This is a genomic window from Sphingomonas sp. MM-1 (assembly GCF_000347675.2).
Classification (GTDB): domain Bacteria; phylum Pseudomonadota; class Alphaproteobacteria; order Sphingomonadales; family Sphingomonadaceae; genus Sphingomonas_E; species Sphingomonas_E fennica.
Map to the genome: position 1 here is coordinate 981,808 of NC_020561.1, position 18,217 is coordinate 1,000,024.

Sequence of the window (18,217 nt, forward strand, 5' to 3'; positions counted from 1 at the left end):
CCATGGCCGCCGTCGCGGACATGGCGGAGACAGAACATAATCACCCGAGGAAGCCTCATGAACCCCGCCGATTTCCGGCTCGATCCGGCCGACGAATATCCCCACCCCGCAGGGCCGGAGCCCAATTTCAACGAGAGCGTCTATGTGAACGCCTTCGACGACGGCACCGGCATCGGCGGCTGGATGCGGCTGGGCAACCGGGTGAATGAGGGGCGGGCCGAGCTTTCCGTCTGCCTCTACCTTCCCGACGGCCGCATCGCCGTGCAGTTCGCCCGCCCGCGCATCGCCGGCAATGACGCCTTCGATGCCGGCGGTCTCCGCTTCGACGTGGTGGAGCCGATGCGCAGGCTCGACGCGCATTATGCGGGCGAGGTGATGATCGTCACCGATCCCGATGATCTGCGCGAACCGCAAAGGCTGTTCGCCTCAGCCCCGCGCTTGCCCTGCACGGTGGAATGGCAGCTCGAAACCATATCCCCCCAGCATGGCGGGGAGCCGGTGCGCGACGACGTGCCGACCATGTATGGCCGCGATTTCTCGCTCGGCCATTTCAACCAGCATACGCGCGCGACCGGCCACATCACCATCGGCGGCGAACGTTTCGCCATTTCCGGCCATGGCTGGCGCGACCATAGCTGGGGGCCGCGCTGGTGGACCAACATCGTCTGGTATCGGCTGTTCCTGGCGGCCTTCCCCGATGGCCGGGGCCTGATGATCCACCGCATCGCCGATGAAAGCGGCCGCACCCGCCGATCGGGCGTGCTGCTGGTCGACGGCGCCTATCACGAGATCACCGATTTCGACGCGATCACCGAATGGGATGCCAATCGCGATCCCGCCGCCGCGCGCATCGTCGTGCGCACGGAGACCGGCCTGACGGCGGATATCCGGGTGGAGGTGCTATCGATGGCGCCGCTGCGCAACCGGCGGGAGGAAGGCGGCCGCACGCTGCTGAGCCGCATCGCCGAGGGCCATAGCCGCTTCACCTGGGATGGCGTGACCGGATACGGCATGACCGAATATATCGAGCGCGTGGCGGAGGACGGCTCCCTTGCCGGCTACCCTCTCTGATCCCGCCCCCGCCGATCCAGCCGAGGCGCTGACCGCCGCCGTCCGCCGCCGCTTCGGCACGGGCGCGGGGGTGGACAATATCGTCCAGGCCACGCTCGGCGGATCGAACCGCACCCTGCTGTTCGATCTGGTGGACGGCAACGCGCGCCGCCGGTTCGTCTCGCGGGAGGAAACCTTCGGCGGGGAGGCCAACCCCTTCCTGTCGCCCGCGCGGCAATTCGCGATCATGGCCCATGTCCATGCCGCCGGCGTGCCGGTGCCGGAGCCCGTCTTCGAATATGACGCCGCCGATGCGCTCGGCCCCGGCTTCGTCACCGCCTTCGTATCGGGCGAAACCATGCCGCGCCGCCTGCTGGAGCGCCCCGATCCGGCGGGCCTGCTCCGCCAGATCGCCGCCGCCGCCGCCCGGCTGCACGCGCTGCCGGTGCCCGCCGCGGGAGGAGCGGCCGTCGGCCATCCGCTCGCCTTCCTGGGCGATATTCCCGAAAGCGGCGATCCCGTCGCCGCCATGCGGCTGCGCATCGACGCGCTCGGGGAGCCGCATCCGGCGCTGGAGCTGGGCCTGCGCTGGCTGGAAACCCATCGCCCGCCGGAACGCCCCCGCGCGCTCGTCCACGGCGATTTCCGCAACGGCAACTTCATGGTCGGCGATGCCGGGCTGGCGGCGCTGCTCGATTGGGAATGCACCCATTTCGGATCGGGTGTGGAGGATCTGGGCTGGCTCTGCACCCGATCCTGGCGCTTCGGCCAGCCGGCCCGCCATGCCGGCGGCTTCGGCACGCGCGACGAGCTGATCGCCGCTTATGCCGATGCCGGCGGCCCGCGCCTCGATACGGAGGAGTTGCGCTGGTGGGAACGTTATGGGCTAGTGCGCTGGGCGATGTACAACATCCTCCAGGCCCACGGCTTCGAACGCGGCCGGCGATCCCCGGCCTATGCCGTCTGCGGCCGCAACACGGCGATGATGGAATATGATCTGCTGATGACGCTTTCGGGAAAATATGACTGATGCGCCACTATCGCCCTTCCACCGCCGATCTCGTCGATGTCGTCGCCGATTTCCTGAAGGGCATCGGCCCCAGGCTGGATGGCGGCGATCGCTATCAGGCGCTCGTCTGCACCCACATCCTCGCCATGGTCGAGCGCGAGCTGCGCGGCGAGCCGCTGGCGGACGAGGATGAGGCGGCGCTGGCCGCCGCGATCCGCCGGGGCGATCGCGACGGCGATTGGGATGCCGTGTTCGCCCATGTGCTCGATCGCACCATCGCCCGCGTCGCCATCGCCAAGCCCGATCATCTCGCACCGGAGCATCGCCCGTCATGACCGCCCGCATCTCGCTCGCCATCGCCGATGGCGTCGCCCGGCTGAGCTTCTCCGCGCCCGAGCGCCGCAACGCGATCGACATCGCCTTCCTGCGTGAATTCGCCGCCGCCGCGCTCGACATCCAGTCCGATCCGTCCGTCCGCGTCATCCTGATGCGCGCCGACGGCCCGGTCTTCTCGGTCGGCGGCGACCTTGCCGAAATGGTGGCCGAACGGCATCGCGCCGAACGCCATGTCCTTGAAATGGCCTCCACCTTCCATCTCGGCATCGAACGGTTGCAGGCGGCCGCCGCACCGCTGGTGGTGGCGCTGGGCGGCACCGCGGCGGGCGGCGGCTTCAGCCTCGTGCTCGGCGCCGATCTCGCCATCGCCGGGCGCTCCGCGAAGCTCGTCTCCGCCTATCTCAAGTCCGGCCTCACCCCCGATGGCGGCGCAAGCTGGTTCCTCCCCCGCCTCGTCGGCCGGCAGAAGGCGTTCGAGATCATGGCGCTGAGCCCTGTGCTGTCTGCGGAGGAGGCGCTGGCGCTGGGCCTCGTCGCACGCGTCGTCGCCGATGACGCGCTGGCGGCCGAGGCGGATCGCGTCGTCGCCACGCTCGCGGCGCTGCCGGGCGATGCGCTCGCCGTGCTCAAGCGCCAGCTTCACGCCAGCCCCGGCAACGGCCTGGCCGATCAGCTTGCGATCGAGGCTGGCGGCATCGCGCGCGCGGCCGGCCAGCCGGCAGTGCAGGCCGCGCTCGACGCCTTCTTCGCCAAGGCCGGCTAGGTTCCGTGCCCCCCCCGGCCGATATCCTCTCACCGGCCGATCTCGCGGCCCTCGCCGCGCGCCAGCCGATGCCGGAGGAATTCGGGCCGGACAGCCCCCGCCCGCTGATCGCCTTCGCGCTCGCCGATGCCGATCCCGCGCTCGGCCCGTGGCTCGCGCACCTGCCCTGCCCGGTGATCGGCATCGGCGCCGGTCCGCTCGACCTCGCCTGCGATGTCGTGCTGGTCGATGCCGACCAGCTCGGCCCCATCGCCCGCAACGTCGCCGCCGCGCCGATCGCGGCGATGGTCCTCGTCCAGCATCTGCGCGCCAGCGCCGGCCTCCCGCTGGAATCCGCGCTCACGGCGGAAAGCTTCGCTTATGCCACCCTTCAGCAAGGCCCCGAATTCAAGCGCTTGAGCTTCCCCCGCATAGAACGGAAGCCCGCCAACCAGCCCGCCCCGGTCGAAATTTCATATACCGGAACCGGCATGGGCCTGCGCCTCAACCGCCCCGCGACCCTCAACGCCATCGACGCCGAAATGCGCGACGCCCTATGCGAGGCGCTCGATATCGCCCTGCTCGATCCCGATGCGCCCGCCGTTCGCCTCACCGCCGCAGGCCGCGCCTTTTCGACGGGCGGGGAGGTGGCCGAATTCGGGCTGGCCGCCGATCCCGCCACCGCGCATTGGGTCCGCTCGCTCCGCCTGCCCGCCCGCCGCATCGCCCGGCTGGCCGATCGCCTCTCCGTCCACGTCCATGGCGCCGCGATCGGCGCCGGGCTGGAGATCGCCGCCTTCGCCCGGCATCTGACCGCGACGCCCGATGCCTGGTTCCAGCTTCCCGAGCTGAAATATGGCCTGATCCCCGGCGCCGGCGGCACCGCCAGCCTGCCGCGCCGCATCGGCCGGCAGCGCACCGCCTATCTCGCGTTGTCGATGCGCCGCCTTTCCGCCGCGGCCGCGCGCGACTGGGGGCTGGTGGACGCGATCGTGGAATAGGCCACCGCGCCCCCCACCCAGGTCGCCCGCGCCCGCACCGCCGCCAGACCGGCGCGCGCCGCCGCCCATGGCCGATCGATCAGGCAAAGGTCCGCCGGTTCGCCCACCGCCACCCGCCGCGCCGGGCCGCCGGGATCGGCAGGACGGCCGGTGAACAGCGCCAGCGCCTGTTCCGGCGTCACCGCTTCCTGTGGCCCCAGCCCCTCGGGCCGCGCGACCGCCGCCGCCATCGCCGCCCAGGGGTCGATGCCGCCGAACGGCGCGTCGCTGCCCGCCGCCACGCGGATGCCGGCGACCAGCAGCGATCGCAGCGGATAGAGGAACGGCCGGTCCGCCGCCGCCACCTCGGCGCGGTAGGCCGCCTGCCTTTCCGCCACGAAGTGGGGCTGCGTCACCACCGTCAGCCCCAGCCGCGCGATCCAGTCGATCGCCTCGGGCGGAGCCACGCCGCAATGCTCGATCCGGTCGCCGCGCATTGGCCCCGCCGCCTCGATCGCCGCGAGCGTCAGCATCAGTTCCGCCAGCGTCACGCAATGCGCGGCGACCGGCCGGCCGGCGCCGTGCGCGCCGGCGATCTCGGCGGCCAGCGCGTCCAGCCCCGGCAGGTCATGATCGTGATAATGGAGCTTCAGCGCTCCTGCGCCTTCCAGCCCGTCCAGCGCGCGCGTGCCCATCACCAGCAGCCGCTGCCGCAGACCGGCCCCGCGATAGCGCGCCCAATCGCGGGCATCGTTGCGCGGCGTCACCTCGGTCACGCCGGTCACGCCGTAGCTGGCGAGCAGATCGCCCAGCGGCCGCAGGTCCGGCGGGTTCCGGGGCAGCCGCGCGGCGAGCCAGGCATCGCCATCCACCAGGCGACCATCTGCCGGCCCGCCATCGAGCAGGTCCATCGCCCGGCTGTTCAGCACCCACATCCGCCCGCCGCGATGCTGGATGCGGATCGGCCGGTCCGGCCCATGATCGTCGAGCCAGGCGCGGTCGATCCGGCCGATGCTGTCATGATAGCCGATGCCGCGCAGCCAGCCGGTGCCGGGCGCGGCCCGCAAGCGCACGGCAAGATCGTCCAGCGAAGCGATGTCGGGCGGCCCGCAGCGCAGCGAGGCCAGCGCGGCGGCGGCGGCGTTCAGGTGGATATGATGATCGTGGAGCCCCGGCAGGATCGCCCCGCCGCCGGCCTCCGCCACGGCCTCCTCCGGCGCGGGCGCGAGAGACGGGGCGATCGCCGCGATCCGGCCGCCGGCCAGCCGCAGGTCGACCCTCGCGCCGTCCAGCTCCGCGCCCCGGATCAGCATGATGCCAGCACCGCCGCCGTATCCGCCCCCAGCGCGCGCGCCGGCGCGAAGGGCGCGCGCGGCGGATAGAGCGGCGCGCCGTCCCGCTCCGCCATCGCCTGCCATTCCGCGAGCAGATCGCCTTGCGCGATACCGGCCCGCATCGCGTGCGCGGTGGTTTCGGCGAGCGACAGGGCGATCAGCCCGGCCTCGCCCCGGCACCAGGCGGCCCAGGCGGCCAGCGCCGCGTGCAGCCCCGTCAGCGGATCGGCAATCGCATCGCCCGCGAACATCGGCTCGCCCCAGCCGGCCGCCATCGCTTGCGCAAGGCCCGCCGCCACCGCCGCATCGTCGCCGAAGCCGACGCGATCGGCGGCCGCCCCTTCGCGCCCATAAGCCGTGATCGAAACCCAGATGGCGCCATTCGCCACGGCCTCGTCCGCGTCCACGCCCAGTTGCGCCAGCGCGCGCGGCCGCGATCCTTCGATGACGATATCGGCCCGTGCGACCAGCCGGCGCAGCGCGGCCCGCCCCTCCCCGGATCGGAAATCGAGGGCCACGCCGCGCTTGCCGCCATTCAGCAGATCGAAGAAGCCGGCATGGCCCAGCCGCGCGCCGTCCGGCCGGGCAAGGCTTTCCACCTTCACCACATCGGCGCCGAGCATCGCCAGCAACGATCCGGCGAGCGGCCCGGCCCAGAGCGGCGCGAGATCGACGACAAAGGGGCGATTTCCCCCGGCTGCCCTGATCGGGCCGGCCCCCCTCCTGCGAAGCCAGGGCGCCGGAGCCGGTTGGGGCGCGGCGGCGAGCGCGATCGGCAGGCCCATCTCGATCCCGCGCGCGACGAGATCGGCGGCGGGCCGAAGCCGCGCCTCGCGCGCGACGCCATCCCAGCCATCGGCATCCGCCTCCAGCCACGCCGGCAACAGATCCCGATCCTCCTCCCGCGCGAGATTGAGGGCGAAATGCCCGTCGGCGGCCGCGATCAGCCGGCAGGAACGGTTGGCGGACATCGCGCCGCCCCGCTGCAACCCCATCAGCCGCGCCCGCTCGCCGAGCAGCAGCGCGCCATGGGGGGGGAGCGGCGCATCGGGCGGCGCCAGCGCGGCGAGCGCCAGCAGGGCGGCATCGGCCGAAAGGGTGAACGCCGCCGGGCACATCAACGCAGGGCCGTCTTCGCGCCCCGTCACCGCCATCAGCCCGGCACGGCGCCAGGCAAGCGCGGGATGGTCCCCGCCCCCGTCCGGCACCGGCAGGGGACAATCGCAATCGACGAGCAGCCGGCGGGCGAGATCGGCGGGAGAAAGCGGCATCGTCACCAACGGATCATGCCGCCGCCCGTGCGCCGGAGCCAGCCCGGATTTGCGCCTTCTCCGTCGCCCGCCAAGGCGTCAGGACGGGACCACCCCGTCCACCCAGTTGAGGATGCGGCGATACAGGCGGTCCGTCTCCGGCGCCACGAACACGTGATGGCCGGATGTCGGCACCACATGCAGCGTGAAATCGGGGCAGCGGGCATAATCCGCCGGTAGCAGGTGCGGCGGGCCGGTCATGTCCCGTTCGCCCACCGAAAGGAATACCGGCACGCCGATCGCGCCCAGCTCCTCGCGGACATTGCCGGGCATCATCGCGTGCATGCCGATATTGGCGAGCACATTGTTCATCACCTCGCGCAGCGCGCGGCCGGCGGGCGTATCCTTCTCATGCCGGAGGGCCGGCAGATAGGGCTGCGCACCGAAGCGGACCCTGGCGAATTCGACCACCCGGGAACGGCCGCCATCGGGCGTTTCCAGGGCGGCGCGCAGATCGTCATCCAGATATTCGGGCAGCCCCGTGGTGCCGAAGCAGAAGAGCAGCATCGCCGTGAAATCGGGGGACGCCACCTGATGCACCGCGCTAATCATCGCGCCCGCCGAATGGCCGGTGCCGATCACCGGCAGGCCGGGCAGCGGCGGCAGGCCGCCCAGCCCGCCTTCCGCCAGCCGGCCGCGGATATCGGCCAGCGCGCGGATATTCCCCTGCGCCACCGCCTCGGTGGTCAGCGCATAGCCATCCTCCGGCCGGGTGCTGTCCCCCACGCCCACGGGATCGATCGCCACGACGACATGCCCGGCCGCGACCAGGGCGGCGGCGAGGCTGAACGCCTCGTCATCTGGATTTTGCGGATCGTGGAGATTATAATAGCCGCGCGCGACCCCGCCGCCCGGCACGCACCAGAAGAGCAGCGGCCGATCCGCCAGCCAGGAGGGGACATGGAGGTCGAGCGCCAGCTCGATCGCCCCCGCGCCCGGCGCGATCTCCCCCACGTTCACCCTGAGCACATGCACGGCGTGGCGCGACGCGGCGCGGGAGGCGGCCACCGCCGTCATAGCCCCAGGATCGCGCCCGCGACGCCGGAGGCGCAGAACACCGTCTCCACATTCTTCACCTGGTTGGCGGCCGTGCCGCGCAGCTGGCGGACGCCTTCGGTGATGTTGTTCATGCCGTGGATATAGGCCTCGCCCATCAGCCCGCCATTGGGGCTGAGCGGCGTGCGGCCGTCGAGGTTCATATGGCCGTCGCGGATATAATCCTTGGCCTCGCCCCGCCCGCAAAAGCCGAAGCCCTCGGTCTGGCGCAGGATCTGCGGCGTGAAGTTGTCGTAGATCATCGCGACGTTGGTTTCGCGCGGCGCGATGCCGGCGGCCCTGGTCAGCCGCTCCGTCACCCGCTGCGACACGGCAAGCTCGGTCAGGTCGCCCTCATAATAATCCGATATGATCTCGTGATTCTTGAGGAAGGCATATTCCGCGCCCAGGATGCGCGCCGGCTTGTTCTTGGTATCCCGCGCGCGATCGGCCCGCGCGATCACCAGCGCCACGCCGCCATCCGATTCCTGGCAGCAATCGAGCAGGTGGAGCCAGGGCGCCACGATCCACTTGGAATTCTGGTGATCCTCCAGCGTGATCGGCTTGCCGTGGAACCAGGCGATCGGGTTGGTCGCGGCATTGCTGCGCAACAGCACCGCGATGCGGCCGAGATCCTCGGACGTGACGCCGTAGCGGTTCATATAGGGCGCGCACGACAGCGCTTCCCACACCGCCGGCGTCTGCGCGCCATAAGGGAAGCACCATTCGATGAAGGTGCTGCTGCGGCCGCTGGGCTGGATGTTGAGGTTGGGCTGGCCGAACCGATAGGCCGAACGCTCGTTCATCGCGCGCCACACGACCATCACGTCGCAGAAACCCGATTCCACCGCCTTCTTGGCATGGACCAGCGTGGTGACGGAGGATGCCCCGCCCTGCGGCGTGCGGAGCGTATATTTGATCTCCTCCACGCCGAGGTTGCGCATCAGATCGACCTCGTCCGAATTGTCGAGATCGAAGGTCAGGCAGCCGTCCACATCCTTGGGCGAAAGGCCGGCATCGTCGAGCGCGGCAAGCACCGCCTCCGCCATCAGCTGCTGTTCCGAACGGCCCGAATTACGGGAAAATTCCGTCTGGCCGATGCCGACGATCGCGGCCTGGGCATTGCGATCGACCATCATCAGGCCTCCTTCGCGGGATGGAAGACGGGGATGCGATTGCCGCCGCTGGTGGTGGCGAAGCCGACCTCCACCTTCATGCCGATCCGCATCTGGTCCGCCGGCACGCCTTCGACATTGGTGACGAAGCGGAGCCCCTCCTCCACCTCCACCAGCGCCACGATAGGCGGCTCGTTGAAGCCGAACGCCGCCGGGTGGACGGGCATCACCCAACTCACCACCGTGCCGCGGCCGGAAAGCTCCTGCTCCTGCCGGTCCTTGCTGAGGCAATCGGGGCAGATCGCGCGCGGCGGGTGCCACAGCCGGCCGCAGCCGCCGCATTTCTGCGCGACGAAGCGCCCTTCGTTGGCGGCCCGCCAGAAAGGCGCGCCGTCCACCGTCATGATCGGATCAGGACGGTGGGGATTGGGATTGGTATCGCCGCTCATCGCCAGGGGCTCCGCATTCATTGCCAAGGGCTCCGCATCTGCTGCTGGGTGGCGCGGGGCGGATCGCAGGCGATCGCGCCCTCGGCCGCCAGCGCATCGATCCCGGCATCGTCATAGCCGAGCGTTTCGAGGATCTTGGCCGTATCGCGGCCGACGATAAGCGGCGGCCCCTGGATCACGCCCGGCGTGCCCGAAAGCTCGTAGGTCAGGCCGATCTGCTCCAGCTTGCCGACGGCCGGATCGTGATAGTCGGTCGTCCATTTGCGCTGGCGCAGCACCGGATCGTCGAACAGGCGCAACGATGCCGTGTCGTCCGAAAGCTCGGCGGGCACGCCGGCGGCCGCCAGCGCGGCCAGCGCATCGGCCACCGGCCTGCCCGCGAAGAAGGCAACCGGATCGCTGCCGGCGAGACCATCGAACGCCTGCTTTTCCGCATCCGTGATCGCCGCCACCTGCACCCAGCCGTCCGCCGCCTGATAGAGGCGGTAATGCGCCGAATAGCCGGTCTGGTCCTTGTCGAGCCGCAGGCGGGGAACCGCCGCGCCGTCGGGCTTCGCCACCGCATAGCTGGTGTTGAGCAGGCAGGCGTTGACGATCGAGGTGTCGACGAACTGGCCCCGGCCGGTCTTCTCCCGCTCCATCAGCGCATTGAGGATGCCGATCGCGGAGAGGAAGCCGTTGCCGGTATCGCCCAGCGAGGTGAGGCTCCAGATCGGGCGGCCGCCGGCGGCGACGGCCCCGTCCTCATGCTGGATGCCGGACAGGCAGGCGCCGGTCTGGTCGTTGCCGGGAAGGCCCATGCGCGGCCCCTTCTCGAACCCGCGCGTGTGGCAATAGATGAGGCGCGGAAATTCCTTCGACAGCGTCTCATAATCGAGGCCCAGCCGCTGGGCGGCGTCGTAGCGCATATTGTGCTGCACCACGTCCGCGCTGGCGATCAGATCCTTGAGGATCGCCATCGCCTTCGGATGCTTCAGCATCAGCGCGATCGAGCTTTTGCCGCGATTGGCCATGTAGGCGATGTGGTTGCGATGCCAGTAGGTATCCCACAAGGCATTGATCTTGATGACCTCCGCGCCGAGATCGGCAAGGAGCTGGCAGCCGAACGGCCCGGCGATGGCTAGGCCGAGATCGAGCACGCGTATGCCCTTGAGCGGCGGATCGCCCGGCGTGGTATCGACCGGCTGGCGAACCGGATCGGGCAGCGCGGCCGCCTCGTCCTTGACCGCCCTGGTGTCCGCGCCGCGGGCATGGGCCGGCCCCTTCACCTCGCCCTGGCTGTTCGACAGGCGATAGGTGATGCCGACCTGGTTGATCGGCCCGAGATCGGGATCGTTCACGGTGGTGACGCAGCGATCGTCGATCAGCAGCGGATCGGTGAGCGATTCCTCGAGCGGGCGGCATTCCTGCATCGTCATTTCGGCGATGCGGGCGGCCTCTACCCATTCGGCCGCGCTGAACTTGGCGATCGCATCCTGCAGCAGCGGCTGATAATGCGCCATCACCAGCAATTCCTCCGGCCCGATGCCGAAGCGGTCGGGATCGTTCTGCACGGTGAGATCGGGCGTGGCGTTCAGCGTTTCGCCGGCCGATGCGCTCAGGATGAAGCGCGGGTTGGGCACCCAATTATGCACCCAGCGCCCGTCCTTGCACCGGAAATGCCCCTTGGGCGACTTGGAGCTGAGGATCCAGGTGTTGAAGCCGGGGGCGTCCGGCTCCTCCATGCGCTGCCACACGCCCGAGGCGCAGGCCATAGCACCCTGCTGCAGCGAGGTGCTGACCTTCTGGCCGCGCCCGGTGCGGGTACGCGCGAACAGGGCGGCGGCGATGCCGGTGGAGGCGGAGAAGAAGGCGCCCAGCGACGGCCAGGGCGATGCCACGAACAGCGGGCCTTCGCGATTGGCGCCCTGCAGCCATTCGGGATCGATCTCGGCCGCGTCGATGAAGGGGTTTTCCCGGCCCGTCATGTGCCAGACGGCGCCTTCGGGATGGCCGCGCTGTTCATATTGCAGGCCGACGCGGGCGGCGACCAGCGCGTCATAGCCCTTGCGGTCCTGATCGGGCGTGCCTTCGCCATAAGCGGTGATCGAGCAGTAGATCAGCCGGGGATTGATGGCGGCGAGCGCCTCGTGATCGATGCCCAGCCGCTTCGTGACGCCGGGCGCGAAGCTTTCGATCAGCACGTCGGCATTGGCCGCCAGCTTCAGGAACAGCGCGTGATCGTCCACGTCCTTCAGGTCGAAGACGGCGCTGCGCTTGCCGCGATTCCATACCTTGTAGCCGAGGAGCTGGCCGAAGGGATCGCCCTGGGGGCGTTCGATCCGGGTGACCTCGGCGCCATGGTCGGCGAGCAGCATGGCCGTCATCGGCCCCGCCACGCCCCAGGAAAGATCGAGCACTTTCAGTCCGTCGAGAACGCCGGCCATAACCTCTCCTCCTGATGCCCCCGCGTTTTCGCGGTAGGCGGATCCTGCCACCGCGCATGTCCCGCGGCGAGCGCTGACGGAATCCTCTTGCCGCCAACGTGAATCACATTCACCTTGAATGGATCAAGCTGTCAACAGTCAATGCCGAATGCCGCGCAAATGGCCATCATCACTCCGCACAAGGCGCCAATTCCGCATTTGAGATGACCATATGCGCAATCATATCGCGCTTTCGACAACGACTAACGCTTGAAATGCCCGATAACGGCCGATAGAGCCGATGGCATGAACGTCGCCCGCAGCGCGGCGACGAGAGAGGAGTGATGGGGGCATGTCGGTACATTCGCTCGCCTATCTGGTCATAGGCGCCCGCGATCTCGCTGCCTGGACGAGTTACGCCGAATCGGTCGTCGGGCTGATGCGGGGGGATTCGGGCCAGGAGAACGTGCTCCACTACCGCATGGATCACCGCAGCTTCCGCTTCCGCATCGAAGCGGGCGAGGCGGACAAGCTGATCGCCACCGGGCTGGAATGCGCATCGCGCGCGGATTGGGACAAGTCCCTGTCTTCGCTCAAGAATGCGGGCGTCGCCGTCGAGGTGGCGAGCGCAGCCGAAGCCAAGGCGCGCGGCTTCCACGACCTGTTCCGCTGCGTCGATCCGGCGGGCAATCCATTGGAGATCGGCTGGGGACACATCGTTTCCGGCACGCCCTTCATCTCGCCCCAGGCGGTCGACGGATTCATCACGCTGGACGGCGACAACGACATGGGCTTCGGCCATGCCGTTCTGCCGGCGCCGAACATCGACGAGACCCGCGCTTTCTATGTCGACCTGCTCGGCTTCGCCAATTCGGACGAGATGCGCGTCTATCTGCAGGGCGGCCCGGACGATCCCGGCATCGGCATGCATTTCCTCCATGCCGGCAGCCCGCGCCACCATGTGATCGGCCTGGCCCAGTTCCCCAATCCTTCGGGGCTGGTGCACACGATGGTCGAGGTGGCGACGCTGGACGAGGTGGGCATCGCGCTCGATCGCGCGCTCGCCGCCGGCACGCACATCTCCTCGACGCTGGGCAAGCACACCAACGACAAGATGGTGAGCTTCTACATGCGCACGCCGGGCGGGTTCGACATCGAATATGGCTGCGGCGGCATCCGCCCCGACTGGAGCAATTTCACCCCCACCTTCACCATCAAGGAGGATCTGTGGGGTCATGTATGGGATTTCGGCCAGTGAGTGATCTGAGTTTCGACAAGCGTATGACGGTCGACGACATCGTCGGCCGGATCAAGGACGGCATGACGATCGGCATGGGCGGCTGGGCCACCCGCCGCAAGCCCATGGCGCTGGCCCGCGCGATCGCGCGGTCGGACCTGAAGGACCTGACGCTGGTGGCGCCCTATGGCGGCCCCGAGATCGGCATCCTGGCCGCTTCGGGCAAGCTCAAGAAGCTGGTGTTCGCCTTCGCATCGATGGACCAGATCCCGATCGAGCCGCATTTCAAGAATGCCCGCCAGGCCGGCCTGCCGGTGCTGGAGCTGGACGAGGGCATGGCGCACTGGATGCTGCGCTGCGCGGCGATGAAGCTGCCCTTCCTGCCCACCCGCGTCGGCATCGGCACCTCGATCATCGAGCAGCCGGGCTTCGCCACGGTGAAGAGCCCGTTCGAGGATGGCGAGGAGCTGGTGGCGGTGCCGCCGCTGAAGCTCGATATCGCGCTGATCCACGTCCATCGTTCGGACGAGAAGGGCAATGTGCTGGTGCTTTCGCCGGACCCCTTCTTCGACGAGCTGCTCGCCCGCGCCGCCGACGAGGTCTACGCGACGGCGGAGAAGATCGTCTCCACAGCCGAGCTCGACATGCGCGCCAACGCGCGGTTCAACCTGTTCGAACGTTCGGTGCTGACCGGCGTGGCGGAGGCCCCGTTCGGCGCCCATCCGACGAGCGCCCAGCCCGACTATGAGATCGATATGAAGCATCTGAAGACCTACGTCGCCTCGGCGGAGACGCCGGAGGCATGGGAGGCCTATCGCCAGCAGTTCGTTGCGGTCGATGCCGATGCCTATCTGGCGGCGGTCGGCGGCGCGGATGCCGTGCTCGCTTCGCCCCGTCCGGTTTATTGAGGGAGGCGGGACCATGACCTACACGCTCGCGGAACTCATCATCCACACCGCCTCCAAGGCCTGGGCCAATGACGGCGAGATCCTCGCTTCCGGCATCACGCCCCTGCCGCGCCTGGGCGCCAGCCTGGCCAAGACCACGCTCAACCCGCGCCTGATCGTCTCGGACGGCGAAAACTGGTTCGCCGACGCGCCGATCCCGCCCGGCCCGCGCAACGGCAAGGATTATGTGATCGAAGGCTGGGCGCCTTACGACCGCACCTTCAACAACCTCTGGAGCGGCAAGCGCCACGCGATGGTCGCCCCGGTGCAGATGGACCGGTTCGGCCAGGCCAATATCAGCGTGATCGGCGATCATGCGAAGCCCAAGGCGGCGCTGCTCGGCGCGCGCGGCTTCCCCGGCAACTCGATCAGCCACGCCAACAGCTTCTTCTTCCCCGTGCACAACAAGCGGGCGCTGATGGGCGGCGAGGTCGACTATGTCTGCATGGCCGGCTACAATCCGGCCCGCCAGATGAACGGCCGCTATCCGCCCGGCCTCGACCTGCGCGTCATCATCACCAATCTGTGCGTGATGGACTTCGGCGGGCCGGACCACGCGATCCGCATCGTTTCGCTGCACCCCGGCGTCACCTTCGATGAGGTGCAGGACAATACCGGCTTCGACATCGTCCGCCCCGAAGGCGCGATCCCGGAGACGGAAGGCCCGTCGGCGGCGGTGCTCGCGGAAATCGCGCGGCTCGATCCGAACGACGTGCGGTCCAAGATGCTGAAGGACAATCCCCCCGGAAGGCGCGACTGATGACGGAAGCGACGGTTCCCGTTCTCGACGGCTGGTTCACGCTGGATGGTGCGGCCCCGCACCTGATCGGCACGCGCTGCGCCGCCTGCGGCACCTATTATTTCCCCAAGCTGGAAACCTTCTGCCGCAACCCGGACTGCGAAAGCTCGCAGTTCGAGACGGTGGAACTGTCGCGCCGGGGCAGGCTCTGGTCCTTCACCAATGCCTGCTACAAGCCGCCGGAGCCCTATATCGCGGCCGATCCGTTCGTGCCCTATGCCATCGCCGCGGTGGAGCTGGATCGCGAGAAGATGGTCGTGCTGGGTCAGGTGGTCGACGGCGTCGGCGTCGAGGACCTGAAGGCCGGCATCGAGATGGAGCTGGTGTTGGGCACCATAGCCGATGCGAACCTGCCCGAGGGCAAGCTCACCTGGAAATGGAAGCCCGTCGAAGGAGCCGGCCAATGAGCGGCGAGATCGCGATCATCGGCGTCGGCATGCACCCCTGGGGCAAATGGGGCCGCAACTTCGCCGAATATGGCGTGGCGGCGGCGCAGGCCGCCATCAAGGATGCCGGCATCCACTGGCGCGACGTGCGCTTCATTTCCGGCGGCGGCACCGTGCGCAACGGCTATCCGGGCTATGTCGCCGGCGCCACCATCGCGCAGGCGCTCGGCTGGCAGGGGGCGGAGGTGAACACCTCCTACGCCGCCTGCGCCTCCGGCTCGCAGGCGCTGGCCGCCGCGCGCACCAAGATATTGTCAGGCGATTGCGAAGTGGCGCTGGTCGTCGGCGCGGACACCACGCCCAAGGGCTTCCTCGCCCCGGCCAAGGGCGAGCGCCCCGACGATCCCGATTGGGTGCGTTTCCGGGTGGGCATCACCAACCCTACCTATTTCGCGCTCTATGCCCGCCGCCGCATGGAAATCTACGGCGACACGCAGGACGATTTCGCGGCCGTGAAGGTGAAGAATGCCGAGCATGGCTTCACCAATCCCAATGCGCGCTATCGCAAGAAGTTCACGGCGGAGGATGTCGCGGCATCCGCGATGGTGGCCGATCCGCTGCGGCTGATGGACGTGTGCGCCACCTCCGACGGCGGCGCCGCGCTGATCGTGTGCAGCCTCGATTATGCCCGCAGGATCGGCAAGGCCGATGCCGTGCGCATCGCCGCCATCTCGACCGTGACGCCGAGCTTCCCCTCTGCGCTGGTCGAGATGCCCGATCTCGCCACCGACAGCGCGGTGGCGGGTGCGCCTTTGAGCTTCCGTTCGGCGCTGCCGGCCAAGGCCTATGAGCAGGCCGGCATCGGCCCGGAGGACGTGTCCGTCGCCGAGGTCTACGACCTTTCGACCGCGCTGGAGCTGGACTGGATCGAGGATTGCGGCCTGTGCGCCCGTGGCGAGGCGGCCGCCCTCACCCGTTCGGGCGCGACGCGGATCGGCGGGCGCATTCCGGTGAACCCCTCGGGCGGCCTCGCCTGCTTCGGGGAAGCCGTGCCGGCGCAGGCGATCGCGCAGGTGTGCGAACTGACGTGGCAGCTGCGCGGCCAGGCCGGGGACCGGCAGGTGGAAGGCGCCAAGGTGGGAATCACCGCGAACCAGGGCCTGTTCGGCCACGGTTCCTCGGTGATCGTGAAGCGCTGATGGCTTACGATCCCCTCGCCACGGTCCTGGCCGAGCGGCTCGGCTGCCGCGTGCCCGTGATCCAGACGGCGATGGGCTGGGTGGCCGAGCCGCCGCTCGTGATCGCCTCCACCAACGCCGGCGCGTTCGGCTTCCTCGGCGTCGCGGTGATGACGCCCAGGGAAGCGGCCGAGAAGATCAAGCTGGTCCGCGAGGCGACGACCGCGCCCTTCGGCGTCAATTTCCACATGTTCCAGCCGGGCGCGGCGGAGATCGTCGATCTCGTCATCGCCAACAAGGATCGGGTGCGCGCCGTCAGCTTCGGGCGCGGGCCGGACCGGAAGATGATCCAGCGCTTCAAGGATGCCGGCATCCTCTGCGTGCCCACCGTGGGGGCGGTGAAGCATGCGCAGAAGATGGTCGAACTCGGCGTCGACATGGTGACGGTGCAGGGCGGCGAAGGCGGCGGCCATACCGGCTCCGTCCCCACCACCATCCTGCTGCCGCAGGTGCTGGACACGGTGAAGGTGCCGGTGATCGCCGCCGGCGGCTTCGCGGACGGGCGCGGGCTGGCGGCGGCGCTGGCCTTCGGCGCGGTCGGCATCGCCATGGGCACGCGCTTCCTGATGACGCAGGAAAGCCCGCTGCCGCAGAAGGCCAAGGACGTCTATCTGAAGGCCGGCACGGACGACATCATCGTATCGAAGAAGATCGATGGCCTGCCCCAGCGCATGGTCCGCACGCCCCTGTTCGACAAGATCGAGCGTTCGGGCACGATCGGCATGTGGCTGCGCGCGATGGAAGGCGGGCTCGAAATGAAGAAGCGCACCGGCGCGAGCTGGGGCGAGATGATCGCGGCGGCCAAGGGCATGACCAGCCATGGCGGCTTGAGCTTCATGCAGGCGATGCTCGCCGCCGCCGCGCCCACGCTGATCCAGAAGGCGGTGGTGGAAGGCGATATCGAGAACGGCCTGCTCGCCACCGGCGTGGTCGGCGGCCGCATCGACAAGCTGCCGACCTGCGCCGAGCTGATCGCATCGATCGAAAGCGAGGCCCGCGCCCGCATCGCCGCGCTGACCGGCGCCGCCCCCGCATCGACCGCGGCGGCCTGAGGAGAGAATAGCCAATGCCCATCCGTATCCATGTCGAGGACAATATCGGCGAGGTGATCGTCGATCACCCGCCGGTGAATGCGCTCGACAGCGCGACCGTGAACGAGCTGGCGGACATCATCGCCGAGGTGGGCCAGCGCGAGGACGTGCGCTGCATCCTGATCCGCGCCGTGGGCAAGGGCTTCAACGGCGGCGCCGACATCAAGGAGATGCAGGCGAACCCGGAGCGGATCGTGAACCTCAACCGGGGCAATTACCGCACGTTCAAGGCGATCCACACCTGCCCGGTGCCCGTGGTGAGCGCGGTGCAGGGTTTCGTGATCGGCACCGGCATCGGCATCTGCGGCGCGTCCGACGTGGTGATCGCCGCCGAGAACGCCTATTTCTCCCTGCCCGAGGTCGATCGCGGCGCGATGGGCGGCGCCAGCCACCTCCAGCGCATGTTCCCGATCCAGAAGGTGCGCGCCGCCTTCTTCACCGGCGGGCGCATCCCGGCCGCCGAAGCCTATCGGCTGGGCGCGGTCGAGATGGTCGTGCCGGTCGAGGAGCTGCATGCCAAGGCCCGCGAATTCTGCGCGATCATCGCCTCCAAGAGCCGCAAGGCGCTGACCACCGCCAAGGAGGCGCTGAACGGCATCGAGCCGCGTGACGTCGACCAGGGCTATCGCTGGGAACAGGGCTTCACGCTGGAAATGTACATGCACGAGGACAGCCAGAAATCGCGCGACGCCTTCGTCCATGAGAAGGGCCAGGCGGCGAAGTTCTGATGCCCGCTGACTTTCTTTCCCCGTTC

The 18,217-nt window shown here is 69.0% G+C and carries 18 protein-coding genes; 12 read left to right on the top strand and 6 right to left on the bottom strand.

All coding sequences use genetic code 11. The features are described from left to right. Positions 1-57: 57 nt before the first annotated feature. From G432_RS04760 to G432_RS04780, 5 genes are read left to right on the top strand one after another with little or no spacing between them, the layout of a single operon-like run. Complete coding sequence (locus G432_RS04760) at positions 58-1,071, top strand: DUF7064 domain-containing protein (RefSeq protein ID WP_015457686.1); 1,014 nt, start codon at positions 58-60, stop codon at positions 1,069-1,071. Beyond that, positions 1,052-2,080, top strand: coding sequence for a phosphotransferase family protein (locus G432_RS04765; RefSeq protein ID WP_015457687.1), 1,029 nt, complete (start codon positions 1,052-1,054; stop codon positions 2,078-2,080). The genes G432_RS04760 and G432_RS04765 overlap by 20 nt, the downstream gene beginning before the upstream one ends. Next, positions 2,080-2,394: a DUF6285 domain-containing protein gene (locus G432_RS04770; protein WP_015457688.1), complete on the top strand. Its 315-nt coding sequence runs from the start codon at positions 2,080-2,082 to the stop codon at positions 2,392-2,394. The genes G432_RS04765 and G432_RS04770 overlap by 1 nt, the downstream gene beginning before the upstream one ends. Beyond that, entirely contained in the window at positions 2,391-3,158 is a 768-nt protein-coding gene (locus G432_RS04775) for an enoyl-CoA hydratase/isomerase family protein (protein ID WP_015457689.1), read from the top strand. Before G432_RS04770 ends, G432_RS04775 begins: the two co-directional genes overlap by 4 nt. A gap of 5 nt (positions 3,159-3,163) precedes the next feature. Next, positions 3,164-4,138, top strand: coding sequence for an enoyl-CoA hydratase/isomerase family protein (locus tag G432_RS04780; protein ID WP_015457690.1), 975 nt, complete (start codon positions 3,164-3,166; stop codon positions 4,136-4,138). Here the strand turns inward: G432_RS04780 and G432_RS04785 are convergent. From G432_RS04785 to G432_RS04810, 6 genes are all read right to left on the bottom strand, one after another. Further along, entirely contained in the window at positions 4,060-5,430 is a 1,371-nt protein-coding gene (locus G432_RS04785; protein WP_015457691.1) for an amidohydrolase family protein, read from the bottom strand. The genes G432_RS04780 and G432_RS04785 overlap by 79 nt on opposite strands. Beyond that, on the bottom strand, positions 5,424-6,722 hold the full coding sequence (locus G432_RS04790; protein ID WP_015457692.1) for a CoA transferase: 1,299 nt from the start codon (positions 6,720-6,722) through the stop codon (positions 5,424-5,426). The genes G432_RS04785 and G432_RS04790 overlap by 7 nt, the downstream gene beginning before the upstream one ends. 78 nt (positions 6,723-6,800) lie before the next feature. Beyond that, a complete protein-coding gene (locus G432_RS04795) occupies positions 6,801-7,778 on the bottom strand; it encodes an alpha/beta fold hydrolase (RefSeq protein WP_015457693.1) in 978 nt (325 codons plus the stop codon). Next, on the bottom strand, positions 7,775-8,935 hold the full coding sequence (locus G432_RS04800) for a thiolase C-terminal domain-containing protein (RefSeq protein ID WP_015457694.1): 1,161 nt from the start codon (positions 8,933-8,935) through the stop codon (positions 7,775-7,777). Before G432_RS04800 ends, G432_RS04795 begins: the two co-directional genes overlap by 4 nt. Continuing rightward, on the bottom strand, positions 8,935-9,381 hold the full coding sequence (locus G432_RS04805; protein ID WP_015457695.1) for a Zn-ribbon domain-containing OB-fold protein: 447 nt from the start codon (positions 9,379-9,381) through the stop codon (positions 8,935-8,937). The genes G432_RS04800 and G432_RS04805 overlap by 1 nt, the downstream gene beginning before the upstream one ends. Then, on the bottom strand, positions 9,378-11,786 hold the full coding sequence (locus G432_RS04810; protein WP_015457696.1) for a CaiB/BaiF CoA transferase family protein: 2,409 nt from the start codon (positions 11,784-11,786) through the stop codon (positions 9,378-9,380). The genes G432_RS04805 and G432_RS04810 overlap by 4 nt, the downstream gene beginning before the upstream one ends. Positions 11,787-12,117: 331 nt before the next feature. Here G432_RS04810 and G432_RS04815 point away from each other — a divergent pair, with 331 nt between their 5' ends. From G432_RS04815 to G432_RS04845, 7 genes are read left to right on the top strand one after another with little or no spacing between them, the layout of a single operon-like run. Then, entirely contained in the window at positions 12,118-13,023 is a 906-nt protein-coding gene (locus G432_RS04815) for a VOC family protein (RefSeq protein WP_015457697.1), read from the top strand. Then, a complete protein-coding gene (locus G432_RS04820; RefSeq protein ID WP_015457698.1) occupies positions 13,020-13,910 on the top strand; it encodes a CoA transferase subunit A in 891 nt (296 codons plus the stop codon). Before G432_RS04815 ends, G432_RS04820 begins: the two co-directional genes overlap by 4 nt. Before the next feature lie 13 nt (positions 13,911-13,923). Continuing rightward, on the top strand, positions 13,924-14,709 hold the full coding sequence (locus tag G432_RS04825; protein WP_015457699.1) for a CoA-transferase subunit beta: 786 nt from the start codon (positions 13,924-13,926) through the stop codon (positions 14,707-14,709). After that, positions 14,709-15,155, top strand: coding sequence for a Zn-ribbon domain-containing OB-fold protein (locus G432_RS04830; protein WP_015457700.1), 447 nt, complete (start codon positions 14,709-14,711; stop codon positions 15,153-15,155). Before G432_RS04825 ends, G432_RS04830 begins: the two co-directional genes overlap by 1 nt. Then, positions 15,152-16,333, top strand: coding sequence for a lipid-transfer protein (locus G432_RS04835; protein ID WP_015457701.1), 1,182 nt, complete (start codon positions 15,152-15,154; stop codon positions 16,331-16,333). Before G432_RS04830 ends, G432_RS04835 begins: the two co-directional genes overlap by 4 nt. Further along, a complete protein-coding gene (locus G432_RS04840) occupies positions 16,333-17,424 on the top strand; it encodes an NAD(P)H-dependent flavin oxidoreductase (protein ID WP_015457702.1) in 1,092 nt (363 codons plus the stop codon). The genes G432_RS04835 and G432_RS04840 overlap by 1 nt, the downstream gene beginning before the upstream one ends. Positions 17,425-17,438: 14 nt before the next feature. After that, the gene (locus tag G432_RS04845) at positions 17,439-18,191 is read left to right on the top strand and encodes an enoyl-CoA hydratase family protein (protein WP_015457703.1); all 753 of its coding nucleotides are present in this window, start codon (positions 17,439-17,441) and stop codon (positions 18,189-18,191) included. Positions 18,192-18,217: the final 26 nt, after the last annotated feature.

What these genes read in the sequence shown, in the direction of transcription:
- G432_RS04770 (WP_015457688.1), top strand. Translation starts at nt 2,080, where the DNA reads ATGCGCCACTATCGCCCTTCCACCGCCGATCTCGTCGATGTCGTCGCC.
- G432_RS04790 (WP_015457692.1), bottom strand. Translation starts at nt 6,722, where the DNA reads ATGCCGCTTTCTCCCGCCGATCTCGCCCGCCGGCTGCTCGTCGATTGC.
- G432_RS04795 (WP_015457693.1), bottom strand. Translation starts at nt 7,778, where the DNA reads ATGACGGCGGTGGCCGCCTCCCGCGCCGCGTCGCGCCACGCCGTGCAT.
- G432_RS04760 (WP_015457686.1), top strand. Translation starts at nt 58, where the DNA reads ATGAACCCCGCCGATTTCCGGCTCGATCCGGCCGACGAATATCCCCAC.
- G432_RS04805 (WP_015457695.1), bottom strand. Translation starts at nt 9,381, where the DNA reads ATGAATGCGGAGCCCCTGGCGATGAGCGGCGATACCAATCCCAATCCC.
- G432_RS04825 (WP_015457699.1), top strand. Translation starts at nt 13,924, where the DNA reads ATGACCTACACGCTCGCGGAACTCATCATCCACACCGCCTCCAAGGCC.
- G432_RS04800 (WP_015457694.1), bottom strand. Translation starts at nt 8,935, where the DNA reads ATGATGGTCGATCGCAATGCCCAGGCCGCGATCGTCGGCATCGGCCAG.
- G432_RS04775 (WP_015457689.1), top strand. Translation starts at nt 2,391, where the DNA reads ATGACCGCCCGCATCTCGCTCGCCATCGCCGATGGCGTCGCCCGGCTG.
- G432_RS04785 (WP_015457691.1), bottom strand. Translation starts at nt 5,430, where the DNA reads ATGCTGATCCGGGGCGCGGAGCTGGACGGCGCGAGGGTCGACCTGCGG.
- G432_RS04845 (WP_015457703.1), top strand. Translation starts at nt 17,439, where the DNA reads ATGCCCATCCGTATCCATGTCGAGGACAATATCGGCGAGGTGATCGTC.
- G432_RS04830 (WP_015457700.1), top strand. Translation starts at nt 14,709, where the DNA reads ATGACGGAAGCGACGGTTCCCGTTCTCGACGGCTGGTTCACGCTGGAT.
- G432_RS04815 (WP_015457697.1), top strand. Translation starts at nt 12,118, where the DNA reads ATGTCGGTACATTCGCTCGCCTATCTGGTCATAGGCGCCCGCGATCTC.
- G432_RS04840 (WP_015457702.1), top strand. Translation starts at nt 16,333, where the DNA reads ATGGCTTACGATCCCCTCGCCACGGTCCTGGCCGAGCGGCTCGGCTGC.
- G432_RS04835 (WP_015457701.1), top strand. Translation starts at nt 15,152, where the DNA reads ATGAGCGGCGAGATCGCGATCATCGGCGTCGGCATGCACCCCTGGGGC.
- G432_RS04810 (WP_015457696.1), bottom strand. Translation starts at nt 11,786, where the DNA reads ATGGCCGGCGTTCTCGACGGACTGAAAGTGCTCGATCTTTCCTGGGGC.